General features: G+C 61.1%; 13 protein-coding genes and 1 pseudogene. 7 read left to right on the top strand and 7 right to left on the bottom strand.

Features of this window, described 5'->3' with window-relative positions; genetic code table 11:
* Positions 1-23 precede the first annotated feature (23 nt).
* From NKH29_RS25400 to minE, 7 genes are all read left to right on the top strand, one after another.
* Complete coding sequence (locus NKH29_RS25400) at positions 24-1,022, top strand: LacI family DNA-binding transcriptional regulator (protein ID WP_352484067.1); 999 nt, start codon at positions 24-26, stop codon at positions 1,020-1,022.
* Positions 1,019-2,536 carry a sugar ABC transporter ATP-binding protein gene (locus tag NKH29_RS25395; protein ID WP_352484055.1) on the top strand — a complete coding sequence of 506 codons (1,518 nt, stop codon included), beginning with the start codon at positions 1,019-1,021 and terminating at the stop codon, positions 2,534-2,536. The genes NKH29_RS25400 and NKH29_RS25395 overlap by 4 nt, the downstream gene beginning before the upstream one ends.
* Entirely contained in the window at positions 2,536-3,588 is a 1,053-nt protein-coding gene (locus NKH29_RS25390) for an ABC transporter permease (protein WP_352484056.1), read from the top strand. The genes NKH29_RS25395 and NKH29_RS25390 overlap by 1 nt, the downstream gene beginning before the upstream one ends.
* A gap of 107 nt (positions 3,589-3,695) precedes the next feature.
* On the top strand, positions 3,696-4,697 hold the full coding sequence (locus NKH29_RS25385; protein WP_031194494.1) for a substrate-binding domain-containing protein: 1,002 nt from the start codon (positions 3,696-3,698) through the stop codon (positions 4,695-4,697).
* A gap of 233 nt (positions 4,698-4,930) precedes the next feature.
* Complete coding sequence (minC, locus tag NKH29_RS25380; RefSeq protein ID WP_353000806.1) at positions 4,931-5,650, top strand: septum site-determining protein MinC; 720 nt, start codon at positions 4,931-4,933, stop codon at positions 5,648-5,650.
* A 19-nt stretch (positions 5,651-5,669) separates the two neighbouring features.
* Positions 5,670-6,485 (top strand): septum site-determining protein MinD, encoded by an 816-nt coding sequence (gene minD, locus NKH29_RS25375; protein WP_352472499.1) that lies wholly within the window; start codon positions 5,670-5,672, stop codon positions 6,483-6,485.
* Entirely contained in the window at positions 6,482-6,754 is a 273-nt protein-coding gene (minE, locus tag NKH29_RS25370) for a cell division topological specificity factor MinE (RefSeq protein WP_023720709.1), read from the top strand. Before minD ends, minE begins: the two co-directional genes overlap by 4 nt.
* Before the next feature lie 183 nt (positions 6,755-6,937).
* Here minE and NKH29_RS25365 read toward each other — a convergent pair whose 3' ends face one another.
* The 7 genes and pseudogenes from NKH29_RS25365 to NKH29_RS25335 form a co-directional block, all read right to left on the bottom strand.
* Positions 6,938-8,257 (bottom strand): ABC transporter substrate-binding protein, encoded by a 1,320-nt coding sequence (locus NKH29_RS25365; protein WP_023720710.1) that lies wholly within the window; start codon positions 8,255-8,257, stop codon positions 6,938-6,940.
* 95 nt (positions 8,258-8,352) lie between these two features.
* A complete protein-coding gene (locus NKH29_RS25360) occupies positions 8,353-9,201 on the bottom strand; it encodes a carbohydrate ABC transporter permease (protein ID WP_031194496.1) in 849 nt (282 codons plus the stop codon).
* Positions 9,198-10,115 (bottom strand): carbohydrate ABC transporter permease, encoded by a 918-nt coding sequence (locus tag NKH29_RS25355; protein ID WP_051409714.1) that lies wholly within the window; start codon positions 10,113-10,115, stop codon positions 9,198-9,200. Before NKH29_RS25355 ends, NKH29_RS25360 begins: the two co-directional genes overlap by 4 nt.
* Positions 10,116-10,134: 19 nt before the next feature.
* Positions 10,135-11,226: an ABC transporter ATP-binding protein gene (locus NKH29_RS25350; RefSeq protein ID WP_023720713.1), complete on the bottom strand. Its 1,092-nt coding sequence runs from the start codon at positions 11,224-11,226 to the stop codon at positions 10,135-10,137.
* A gap of 50 nt (positions 11,227-11,276) precedes the next feature.
* Positions 11,277-12,788, bottom strand: coding sequence for an arabinosylfuranosidase ArfA (arfA, locus tag NKH29_RS25345; RefSeq protein WP_023720714.1), 1,512 nt, complete (start codon positions 12,786-12,788; stop codon positions 11,277-11,279).
* Positions 12,789-12,806: 18 nt separating this feature from the next.
* A complete protein-coding gene (locus NKH29_RS25340; RefSeq protein ID WP_156948152.1) occupies positions 12,807-12,968 on the bottom strand; it encodes a hypothetical protein in 162 nt (53 codons plus the stop codon).
* 4 nt (positions 12,969-12,972) lie between these two features.
* Positions 12,973-13,140, bottom strand: a pseudogene (locus NKH29_RS25335) (transcriptional regulator); the annotation flags it as partial.

Here is a 13,140-nt window from a genome sequence, read left to right as displayed (position 1 = left end):
ACGTCGAGCGCGACAGCTCCGCGATGACGACGATCGTCGAGGTCGCTCGCAGGGCAGGCGTGTCGGTGTCGACCGTTTCACACGTCGTCAATCAAACCCGCTATGTCTCCCCGGCCACTGCCAGATCGGTGAGCGAGGCGATCGCTGCTCTCGGCTATATGCCCAACAGTGTCGCACGCTCGCTAAAGCTGGCCTCGACGAGCAGTGTTGGCCTGGCGATTTCGGCGATCTCAAACCCCTATTTCAGCGACATCATCTGCGCCGTCGAGACCGAGTGCGCGCGCCTTGGCCTCATGGTGTTCCTGTCGGATACGCAGGACGATCCCGACAAGGAACTGGCTGTCGTCCAGGCACTGCACCAGCGACGCGTCGACGGGATCATCCTGGCGCCCTCTGCCGCGCCGCAAGCTGCATTGCGATATCTCTCGGAACGGTCCCTGCCCTGCGTCTTGATCGACCGACTACCTGACGATCGCTTTGATCAGGTCGGTGTCGAGAATTTCGAGGCCATCCGCGCGCTGATCGACCACGTCGTGTCCTTCGGACATCGCCGCATCGGTTTTGTTGCCGGACAGCGGGGATTTGCCACCACGCTGGAGCGCATGAACGGATTTCGCGCGGCACTGGAGGCCAACGGCCTGGAGTTTGTGCCGGACTACGTCGTGACGGGAAACGCGACCACCGCCAGTGCGAGCACCGCCGCCCATGCGCTGTTGTCGCTGCTGGTGCCTCCGACTGCCCTGGTGACCGGCAACAATCTGTCGACGATAGGCGTGATGCGCGCGGTCCGTGAGCGAGGGCTCGCTGTCCCCAGGGACATATCGGTGGTCGGCTTCGACGATTTCGAATGGGCCGATTACTTCGAGCCGCGACTGACGCTGGTCGAACAGCCCTGCGAGGATTTGGGCCGGCAGGCAGCCGCGTTGCTGATTGAGCGGATTGGACTTCCAGATGGCCAACGACGCACGGTTCGCCTTGAGCCAACGCTGCGCCTGCGCGCATCCTGCGGAAGACCGGCATGACTTCGCCGCTTCTGACCATGAATGGCGTCGTTAAACGTTTCGGTGGCGTTCACGCTTTGCGCGGCGTCGATTTCGAACTGCGCGTGGGCGAGATCCATGCCCTGCTGGGCGAGAACGGCGCTGGCAAGTCGACATTGATGAACATCCTGTCCGGTGTGCACGCCCCTGACGAAGGAACGATCACGATCGATGGCGCACCGGTGCATTTTGCCAATCCGCGCGAAGCGCAGGCCGCCGGCATCGCCACGATCTTCCAGGAACTCGATCTCGTGCCTGGCCTCGATGTCGCGGCCAATCTTTTCCTCGGTCGCGAGTTGGTGAAGCCCGGCGGTTTTCTCGATGTCGCAAGGATGCGCGAAGAAGCCCGCACCCGGCTGACCGCCATCGAGTTGGACATCGATGTCGAACGGCCCGTCGGCGAACTGTCGATCGGGCATCGTCAGGTCGTGGCGATCGTCAAGGCACTGTCCTATGCATCGCGTGTCCTGATCATGGACGAGCCGACGGCGGCCCTGACGGTCAGCGAGGTGGACAGGCTCTTCACCATCATGCGCAAGCTCAGTGCCACCGGCGTGGGCATCATCTACATCTCGCATCGGCTTGAGGAGGTTCCCCAAGTTGCGGACCGGGTAACGGTGATGCGCGATGGCCGCGTGGCCGGGACGACAGCCCCGGACGCACCACAGGCCGAACTGGTCAGCCTTCTCGTCGGCCGGCCTCTGGAGGACCTTTACCCGAAACGCACACGCACGGTAGGTCGCCGGCTCCTTCATCTCAAGGACGCCCGTTTCCATCCCGCTCGAGCCAGCGCCGGCTGGCAGGTTCCCCAAAACGTTTCGCTCGACGTGCATGAGGGCGAAATTGTCGGGCTGGCGGGCGTCATGGGTGCCGGCCGTACCGAGTTGCTCAGCGCGCTCTATGGCACCGGCCTGGCAGGCCGTTGGGCCGGCACCGTCGAGGTCGACGATCGCCCGGTGCGCCTCGAGTCCATCAGAGCTGCGCGCAGGGCCGGCGTCGCCTTCGTCACCGACGACAGGCGAGGAAGCGGACTGATGCTGCGTACGACGGTCGGCCGCAACCTGGTCATGTCGGTGCTGCGACGAATCTCGCCGCGCGGCTTCATGTCGATTGCACGCGAAGCAGCCGCTGTGGCGCGCTCGTTCGGCCAATTCGACATACGACCGCGCAATGCGGCCATCCCGGTCGGCGCGCTGTCGGGCGGCAACCAGCAGAAGGTGGTGCTCGCCAAGGAGATCCTCGGCAATCCGCGGCTGCTGTTGCTGGATGAACCGACGCGTGGCGTCGACGTCGGCGCCAAGGCGGAAATCTATGCCAGGCTTCGCGATCTGGCATCGCAAGGCCTCGGCATACTCGTCGCCTCGAGCGAAATGCCTGAGCTGATTGGCCTATGCGATCGCATCGTGGTTCTTCGGGAGGGCCGCAACGTGGCGGAATTCGAGCGCGGCGTCGATGAACACACGGTGCTTGCCGCCGCAACCGGAAAGGCCTCCTGATGTCCGACACCAGCACGGCGGATACCGAACTGCCGAGCGGCAAGACAGCTCAGAAGCGGCGCGATCCGCTTGCACTCATCGTCCGCTTCCAGAGCCTGATCGGCTTGGTGGTCGTCGTGATCGGCGGCATCATCTTCTCGCCGCGCCGGCACGGACAGATACTGTTCATCGCCCCGGACAACATCGCCAACATCGTACGCGCCGTGTCCGAGACCGGCATCATCGCGATCGGCATGACTTTCGTCATCATCACTGCGGGGATCGACCTCTCGGTTGGCGCTTTGCTTGGCCTGGCCAGTGTCGTCACGGCCACGATGATGATCAATGGCGGTGTTGGCCTCGTGCCGACGATTCTTGCCGTGCTTCTTGCCGGCGTGGTCTTCGGTGCCGTTCAGGGCTCGATCTCGACGCGCTTCCGCCTTGAGCCCTTCATCGTCACCCTCGCGGGCCTTCAGGCCGCGCGCGGTCTGGCCCTGGTCGTCTCGGGCAACGAGTACATCAACATCTCCTATGGCGACGGACCCGGGCTTGCCCCTCCGGTATTTGCCATTCTGGGCGAGCGCTTGTTCAACAATGTGGTGCCGGTGGCAACCATCGTCTTCATCGCTTTTGCGGCGATCGCCACAGTGGTTCTCAACACGACCCGCTTTGGCCGCTATGTCTTTGCCGTCGGCGGCAATGAGCGGGCGGCGCGCCTCTCGGGCGTTCCGGTGTCCGCCGTCAAGATCACCGTCTATGCGATCACCGGCTTCGCGGCCGCTCTCGCCGGCATCGTCCATGCAGGGCAGTTCAACTTCGGCAGTGCCAATGACGGCGCCGGGTACGAACTTACCGCCATCGCCGCGGTCGTCATCGGCGGTACCAGCCTGTTCGGTGGAGCCGGATCGATGGTCGGCACGGTCGCCGGCACGATCATGCTCGGCGCGCTCGCCAACGTCCTGCAACTCAACAACATCACACCCGCCCTGCAATTGCTCGCGACAGCCGCGATCATCATCCTGGCGGCGGTTCTTCAGTCCCTCGTCCGTCGCCGCGAAGGTCTGGTCCGTTAAGTGGGCGACATTGGAAGACCCCTGAACGCCAGCTTACCCGGCGTCGGGAGAGTGAAGCTCAGCAAACCAACAGTCGAGCCAAGGGCATCGACAGGAAGGAAACAACCATGGTTATCAGGAGCACACGCAATAGCAGACAAAGGGCCTGGCAAACGTGTCTGCTTGCCGGGACCTTTCTCGCAGCCGCCGGAGGGGCTCAAGCTGCGGAACCATTGGTCAAGGCTTGCTCCAAGACCGGCGAATTCGTAATCGGCTTTTCTCAGGCCAACAATGCCGAGCCGTATCGCCAGCACGTCAATGACGAACTCACCGCCGCCGCCAAGGCAGTGTCCCAGTTCACCTTGCAGATCGCCGATGGCGCCGGCAGCGTGAACACCCAGACCTCACAGGTCGACAATTTCATCACCCAGAAGGTCGACCTGCTGCTGATATCGCCCTTCGAAGCATCGCCGCTGACGCCGGCGGTGAAGCGGGCCATGGAGGCCGGCATCCCCGTCATTGAGCTCGACCGCAAGACGGTTGGCGATCCGGGCAAGGACTACACGGCTTTTATTGGCGGCGACAATTACAAGATCGCCTTCGAAGCCGGCAAATACACCGCCACGAAACTGCTTCCTGACGGCGGTGAAGTTGCCGTTCTGGAAGGGCTGCCCAGTTCGACCCCTGCCGTGGAACGGCTCAACGGCTTCAAGGACGGCGTCAAGGAGAACGACAAGATCAAGGTCGTCGCTGAGCAGGCGGCGGACTGGCTGCCGGACAAGGCACAGACGGCGTTCGCAGCCATGCTTCAGGCCAATCCCGATATCAAGATGGTCTACGCCAGCAACGACATGATGGCCGCCGGAGCGCGCCTTGCCGCCAAGGGCGCCGGCAAGGAAGGGCAGATCAAGATCATCGGCACCGACGGATTGCCAGGTCCTGCCGGCGGCATCCGGGCCGTTGCCGAAGGCGAATGGGCTGCAACCTTCACTTATCCGACGGGCGCCAAGGAGGCGATCGATATGGCAAAGTCGGTTCTTCTCGATTGCGCCACATCCGTCGAGCCGACGGTCACAGTTGCAACGACGGCGATCACGCCGGAAAACGCCAAGCAGATGATGGGTAACTGACAAAAGTGCCATGGCGATTGCGGTGCGGAGGTCGAATGGCACCTCCGCACCGTCGCAACGCCTCATTTCCGCCCATCGGCCGGTCTTCGGCAACGGCGAGGGTCTCCAGGGTCCAATCAGATCGACCGTCGGTGCGCTCCGAAACAGCAAGAATGGAAGCCTCGGAAGGCCGCCATTAACTGTTCGTTAACCATGCCGGGCTAGCCTTAACCAATCAGTAAGGAGTCGCCTCTGTGACCTGCGTCGCTCCCATCCAAAACAAGTCCATACGCTTTCGAGCGCGCTCGTTTGTAGCCTTCACCCTCACCCCTGAGGCCCCGTTGGGGGAATGGCTGCAAAGCCTGGATCACTGGACCGAAAACTCTCCCGGCTTCTTTGCCGGTCGCCCGGTCGTGCTCGACCTGAATATGCTCAAGCCCGAGGCGGACGAGATCGAAGATCTGGTCTCACAGCTCGCGGAGCGCGGGATTCGCATCTACGCGATCGAGGCGGACGGCAATGTTGGTCTCGATGCTGATCTGCCGCCGCTCCTCGTTGGCGCCAAGGAGGCAACCGCTGACGCGCTTTACGTGCAGCCGGACCCAAAAGCCGCCGCTGAGGCCAAGACGGAAGAGCCGCAGGCGCCGAACTCATTGATGATCAAGGCACCGATCCGCTCCGGCCAGTCGATCTTTCACCCCGATGGCGATGTGGTCATTGTCGGCTCCGTCAGTTCCGGTTCCGAAATCATCGCCGGGGGGTCGATCCACGTCTACGGCACGCTGCGTGGGCGTGCGTTCGCCGGCGCCACGGGAAATTCTGCGGCTCGTATCTTTTGCCGGAAAAATGAAGCCGAACTTCTGGCGGTAGACGGCTGGTACCGCACCGCCGAGGAGATGGACGCCTCCTCGCGAGGAAGGCCGGTACAGGCCTTTCTCGAGGACGGCGCACTTTGCGTCGCACCGCTCAACTAACAACATTGGAGGCACAAATATGGGCAAGGTAGTGGTTGTCACATCCGGCAAAGGGGGTGTCGGCAAGACGACCTCGACGGCCGCTCTCGGCGCCGCGGTCGCGAAAACCGGCAAGCGGGTGGCCCTCGTCGACTTCGATGTCGGCCTGCGCAACCTCGATCTGATCATGGGCGCCGAGCGGCGCGTTGTTTTCGATATCGTCAACGTCATTCAGGGAACCGCCAAGCTCTCGCAGGCGCTGATCCGTGACAAGCGGCTCGACACGCTGTTCCTGCTGCCGGCCTCGCAAACGCGCGACAAGGATGCTCTCACCGAGGAAGGCGTCGCCGATGTCATCGACAAGCTGCGCTCGGTTTTCGACTACGTCTTCTGCGACAGCCCCGCCGGCATAGAGCGCGGCGCGCAGCTTGCGATGCGCTTTGCCGACGAGGCGGTTATCGTGACCAACCCGGAAGTGAGCTCGGTCCGCGACTCCGATCGCATTATCGGCCTGCTCGACTCCAGGACGATGAAAGCAGAGCAAGGTGAATCGATTGCCAAACACGTCCTCGTCACGCGCTACGACGCTGCCCGCGCTGCCCGCGGCGAGATGCTCAGCATTGATGACGTGCTCGAGATCCTGTCCACGCCTCTGCTGGGAATAATTCCCGAGAGCCAGGACGTGCTGCGCGCATCCAATGTGGGCGCGCCGGTTACGCTCAGCGAAAACACCAACCCCGCCGCACGCGCCTATATCGACGCGGCAAGAAGACTCGAGGGCGAGGACCTGCCGGTCATTCTGCCTTTCGAGCGGAGGGGCCTCCTAGACCGGCTGTTGGGAAGGAGGGCAGCATGAACCTGCTCGATATCTTCAAGCGCCGCGGCAGCGCACCCGTGGCGCGCGAGCGCTTGCAACTGCTGTTGGCTTACGAGCGTCGAAGCCGCAACCAGCCCGATCTCGTCTCCGTGTTGCGCGAGGAGATCATGGCGGTGATCGCCCGGCATGTTCAGGTCGACCAGGATTTCCTGCAGGTGAGCATGGATCACGGCGAAACGACGTCGAGATTGGAGATCGACATCCAGATCCCCAACAAGATCGCAATGCCCATGGCCGCGGCGTTCTAGCGGAATCCTCCAGTCAGGGCTCGCGTCGGCTGCTGCCGAGGTTGCGGCGCCGTGGCTGGCGTGTTTGACCCGGTCGCCAGCGGCAAGTCGCGCAATTCGAGGACAATAACCACCGCCTCACCAAAACCCCGCGGCCGTTTCCAGCCGCGGGGGCGCCTTGGGAGGGCCTTTCGAAACCTGTGGTCAAATGTTGGCGAGCAATTCGTTGACGCGGCTTTCCATGTCGGCAAGGGCGGTGTCGACGTCCTTCTGGCCACTGATTGCTGCACTCATCTCTTCGCCGATAATGTCCTGGATCGCAAACTGGCGCTGTACGGCCGACGGCAGCGGCTTGCCGAGGTCGGCGACCGCAGAGATCGTGTTGCGATGCGGCAGGGCCTTGAAGGCGTCCGAGGTGATGACGGCCTTGTAGGCGGGCAGGTGACCGGTGCGCGACCACTCAAAGTCGTTGTCGGCGAAGAACTTCAGGAATTTGCCGATGGCCGCGATCTGTTCAGGCGTGCGGTCTTTCTGCGACACGGCCCAGGTGTGGCCGTCGGCATATTGCGCGTGGGTGCCGCCAAACAGCTGCGGATACGGATAAACCGCATAGCCGCCCTTGTTGAGCGCCGTACCCTTGGTTTCGGACTGGGCGTTGTAATCGCCGACCACCCAGGTGCCGTTGAGGTGGACGCCACCCTCGCCGGCAAGGAAGGCATTGATCGAGCCGCCATAATCGAGGTCCTTGGTGGTGTAGCCCTTCTCGAAGATCGCCTTGTACATCTCGACGACCTTCTTGGCTTCCGGCGTATTCAACTTCACATGCTTCGGATCGGCAAAGAAATCGGAATCCTGCTGGAAAAGATAAGTGTAGAGATTGCGTGTGTAGAGCGCAGTCTCATTGGTCAGGTTCTGGACGAAATAAGGCTTGCCCGTCTTCTGCTTGAACTGTTCGGCCTGGGCGAGCAGTTCCTCGGGCGACTTTGGAAAAATCGGCGTGCCGTCGGCACTGACGAGGCCGGCTTGTTTGAAAAGATCCATGTTGACATGATAGAGCATCGTCCAGCTGTCGATCGGCAGGCCATAGATCTTGCTGTCTTTGGTGGCGCCATTGCGCGCCGCGTCGGTGAAGGCGTCGGGTGTCACGCCGACTGACTTCAAGAGATCGTCGAGCGGCATCAACAGGCCCTTCGACTGATAATCCGACAGTACGGATTCATGGATCGTGACGATGTCCGGAGCGTCGCCTGAAGCGAACTGCGCGGTCAGCTGATCGTAGCCGGGCCATTCCACGGTGGTGACGTTGACGTGGACATCGGGATTGTCGGCGTTGAACTTGTTGATCAGCGAGGTGATGATTCCGCATTCGCCAACGGCTTTGGTGGGATCGGTGTTGGTGCCGAAATCGGCATCGCAGGCGCCGAAAAAGCGCTGCACGCTCAGTTCCGTGGCCGCGAAGCTTGGATTTGCGAGCATCATTGCGCCCGCAGAGACTGCGGCAAACAGCATTTTCTTCAGTTTCATATCAGTTCCTCCTACTGAGTTTCCGCCGCTCCACCGTGGATTGGCCTTCGTGCTTCAATCGCTGCGCATTCCCCCCGGCCGTCAGGCAATCTTCGTTATCTCACCGCAGCGCCGGAGACCGCCGTGACGATGTATTTCTGGAAAAACAGGTAGACGATCAGGATCGGTGCACCGGCAAACACCGCCTGCGCCATCAGGAAGCCGATGCCTTCGGACTGGGCGAAGTTGGTCTGCGTCGAGGCCATGCCGACCGTCAGCGTGAACATGTCCTTCCTCGTTGCCGAAATCAGCGGCCAGAAATAATCGTTCCACGCGCCGAGAAAGGTAAAGATGCCGAGCGTTGCCTGCGCAGGCAGCGTGAGCGGCAGAAGCACCTTCCAGAAAATCCTGAGCCGGCTGGCGTTATCGAGCATGGCGGCTTCGTCCAACTCCTTCGGGATGGCTTTGAAATACTGGGTCATCAGGAAGACGCCGAACGGAGCCGAAAGGCCCGGCAGAATGAGCCCTTGAAAGGTGTTGTGGAACTTCAGCATGCTGAAGATCTGGTGACGGGCGACGAGCACGGCCTGCTCCGGGACCGCCAGGCCGAACAGCACGATCACGAACAGCACGTCTCGGCCGGGGAAATTCAGCCGTGCAAAGCCGTAGCCGGCGAGCGACGACAGGATCAAGGTGCCGAGCGTCAATCCGCCCGAGACGATGATGCTGTTGCGCACCCAGATGAACACCGACGAGGTGCCGACCGTGTTGATGTAGTTCTTCAGCGTATAGGGCGCGTGAAACACCGAATTCGGATCTGCCATCAGCTCCGCATTGTCCTTGAGTGACAGGCCGATGACCCACAGAACCGGCGCGATCATGACGATCGAAAGCAGGAGGACCAGGGCCAATAACAAATGGTCGCCAAATGCCCGTCCCTTGATGGAAGCGGCTGGAGCGCTCATGCCTGGTCTCCCCTGCTGCGTGTCACCAGGTACTGGGCCATGGCCGCGATCAGGATGAGGATGAACAGGATTTCCGATGCAGCGGCGCCCAGGCCGAGATCCCAGCGGCGGAATGCGGTGTCGTAGATGTAGAGCACGATCGGCTTGGTCAGGTTGTTCGGACCGCCCCGCGTCATCAGCCAAGCCTGGCCGAACAGCTGGAATTGCAGCACGATCTGGATAATGATCACCAGGATGAAGGTCCGCTTGATCGACGGCAGCGTGATCGAGCGTAGCGTCTGCCAGCGATTGGCATTGTCCAGCGCCGCCGCCTCGTAGATATCCTGCGGAATCTGCTGGAGCGCCGAGAGAAAGAGCATCATCGGCAGGCCGATGCACCACCAGATGGTGGCAATGGCGATGCCGACCATCGCCAGGTTGGGATCGGAAATGAAAGCCGGCGCGGTCGCGCCGAACCATCCGTAGATCGTCGACAACAGGCCGACATTCGGAATGAAGACGATGCGCCAGATCAGCGTGACGATGGTGACCGACAGCACCGACGAGGAAAAGAACAGCGTCCGCAAAACCGCAGCAGTGCGCGTCCTGCGATTGAGGCAAAGCGCCAGGAAAAGACCGATCAGCGCCAGCGTCGGCACCGTCAGCAGCACGAAGTAGAAGGTGTTCCAGATCGATTGCAGGAAGACCTTGTCGTGATACAGCCTGACGTAATTGCCGAAACCGACAAAATTTCCGGACGAGAACGTGTCGGCCTTGTGGAAACTCAGCCACATCCCCCAGAGCAGCGGGAAGAGCAGCAGCGTCGTGAAGAAGAACAAGAATGGCGCAACGAAAATGAAGTTTCGCCATTGCGGCGCATAGATGTCGGCGGTCGGCGTTCTGGCGCCGACAGCAAGCGTCGCGGTCGGGGACATCGCCAGCCGGTCAAACATCTCAGGCCTCCCTCGCATGCCAGGCGCGGCCGGTCTCATTGAACAGATGCGATTTCTGGCCGTCGAAGGCGAGCCCGATCCTGTCGCCGACGGCGACGCGACTGTTGCCGGCATCGGAACCGACTATCTGCTGGCCATCGCCCAGCCGCGCGTAGATCAGGGTGCGTTCGCCGAGCCGCTCGAGCACATCGACCACGCCATCGGCATTGCCCTGTCCGGCGGCAACGATACGGACGTCTTCCGAACGGATGCCGAAAGTGTACTTGCCATCGGTCAATTGGCTGGAGGCGATCTCGGTCTGCACCGAGATGCCGTCCGCAAACCTGGCCGTGGCGTTCTCGCCGGATTTGTTGAGCGTCGCATCAACGAAGTTCATCGCCGGCGCACCGACGAACCCTGCGACGAATTTGGTCGCCGGACGCTCGTAGATCTCCATCGGAGTGCCGATCTGATCGATCTTGCGATTGTTCATGACGACGATGCGGTCGGCGAGCGTCATTGCCTCGACCTGGTCGTGGGTGACGAAGATCATCGTCGACTGCAGGCGCTGATGAAGCTGGGCAAGTTCGATGCGGGTGCGGGTGCGCAACGCCGCATCGAGATTGGAGAGCGGCTCGTCGAACAGGAACGCCTTCGGCTCCTTGACGATCGCACGGCCGATGGCGACGCGCTGGCGCTGACCGCCGGAGAGCTGGCCCGGCTTGCGATCGAGCAAATGCGGCATTTCGAGGATGCGGGCGGCTTCGTTGATGCGCGCCTCGATGACCTTGCCTGGAACGCCGATATTCGCAAGCCCGAAGGCCATGTTGTCGCGCACCGTCATATGCGGATAAAGCGCATAGGACTGGAACACCATGGCAATGCCGCGCTTGCCCGGCGGCAGATGATCGATGCGCTCATTGTTGATGGCAATCTCGCCGCTATCGACAGCTTCGAGACCGGCAATCATTCGAAGAAGCGTCGATTTTCCGCAACCGGACGGCCCCAGGAACACGATGAATTCGCGTGCCCTTATGGAGAGCGACAGATGATCCAGCACCGTCATGGCACCGAACTGCTTGCTCACGTTTCTGATCTCGATATCGGCCGTCACGTCGACGCTCCTCCTCAGCGCTTGCGCTTGTCTCGATGATCCGCCTGAACTCAGAGCCTCAGGCGAATGACCTGGTAGGAATAGGCCGGCAGCGACAGGCTCAGCTTGCCGCCGGCGAGTGAGGCGCCCTCACCCTTCCTTGGGCCGACATTGCCTGGGTTCTCGGCCGAATTGACGGCTTTCAGATCGGCGTGCGCCACGACCCGGTGATCGACGATTTCCGCTGCGCCGAAGCCGGTGAGGTCGACCACTGTTTCGATTGCCTCGCTCGAATGGCGGTTGACGGCGAAGAAGGTGACGTGGCCGGTCTTCGTGTCGTGCACGCCGGCAATGTCGACGTAGGCGACGTCGCCCGCAACGGTGGATTTATAGGTCGGGCTTTCCACCTTGAGATCTAGCGCATTGCCGCGGCCGTAGTTAGAAGCAAACAGATAGGGATAAAAAATCGTCTGCCGCCATGCCGGGCCATTCGGAACGGTCATGATCGGCGCGATGACGTTGACCAGTTGTGCCAGGCAGGCGATCTTGACGACATCGGAACGGCGGATGAAGGTGTTGAGGATCAGGCCGACCTGCAGCACATCCTCGAAATTATAGATGTCTTCGAGCAACGGCGGGGCGAATGGCCAGCCGTCGCTGCCGCCGAGGATTTTCTTGTCCTGCTCCTTGGAATGGTACCAGACGTTCCATTCGTCGAACGAGATGTAGACCTGCTTGTTGGAGCGCTTCTTGGCCTTGATATAGTCGATGACGCCGGCGACCGAGACAATGTAGTCGTCGAGCTTTTCGCTCATGGCGAGATAGTTCGAAGCGTCGTTGGCTTCGTTGTCGAAATACATGTGCAGCGAGATGTAGTCGACCTCGTTGTAGGTATGGTCGAGAACCGTCGCTTCCCATTCAGGGTAGGTCGGCATCTTGGCATTCGAAGAGCCGCAGACCACCAACTCGAGCGACTTGGAGAAGGCGCGCATTGCCTTGGCCGTCTCATGCGCTAAGCGGCCATACTCGTCCGCGGTCTTGTGGCCGATCTGCCAGGGGCCGTCCATTTCATTGCCGAGGCACCAGAGCTTGACGTCGAAGGGCTCCTTGCGGCCATTGGCGATGCGTTTGTCGCTCCATTTACTGCCGCCGGGATGGTTGGCGTACTCCAGAAGGTTGCGGGCTTCGTCAAGGCCGCGCGAGCCGAGATTGACGGCAAGCATCATCTCGGTGTTGGCGGAGGTGCACCAATCGGCAAATTCGTGCAGGCCGACTTCGTTGCTTTCCGACGTATGCCAGGCGAGGTCGAGCCGCACCGGGCGCTCTTCCTTGGGGCCGATGCCGTCTTCCCAATTGTAGGCGGAGACGAAATTGCCGCCGGGATAGCGGACGATCGGAACATTAAGTTCTCTGACGAGATCGATGACGTCCTGACGCATGCCATTGGCATCCGCCGTCGGATGGCCTGGCTCGTAGATGCCGGTATAAACTGCCCGCCCGAGATGCTCGATGAAGGATCCGTAGAGCCTCGGATCGATTTCCGAGACAACATAATGCGGATGTGCCGTAACGGCTGCCTTCATGCATTCCTCCCATCGATATCACAAACGATGATTTAAATCATCTTGCCCGATATCAAAGAGGAATTGGCAGCTCTTCGTCAAGCCAAAATAGCCAAAAGTAGGACAATTAGACGAAGGTTTTGGCTCAGCAGAAAGCCAGTTCATTGAAATTGCTGCGTTATCTTCAGAACCCGGTTTCATGATATCAACCAGTTTTGATCCGGAGCAGGATGTCCTGATCGTAATTTCCAAAGCCCTTGCCGAAAATGTTGATCCCGCCGGGGCGCTTGGCGTCGTCCTTGACGCCGATACGGACGCGGATTGAATGATGGCTCTTCAGATCGAGTGCGGCGAGGCCGGTTTCGGAAATCCT

This window comes from Mesorhizobium sp. M1295, from assembly GCF_040318135.1.
In the GTDB taxonomy this organism is placed as follows: Bacteria; Pseudomonadota; Alphaproteobacteria; order Rhizobiales; family Rhizobiaceae; genus Mesorhizobium.
Note: the sequence above shows the minus strand (reverse complement) of the source record. Positions and strands in the feature narration are given on the sequence as shown.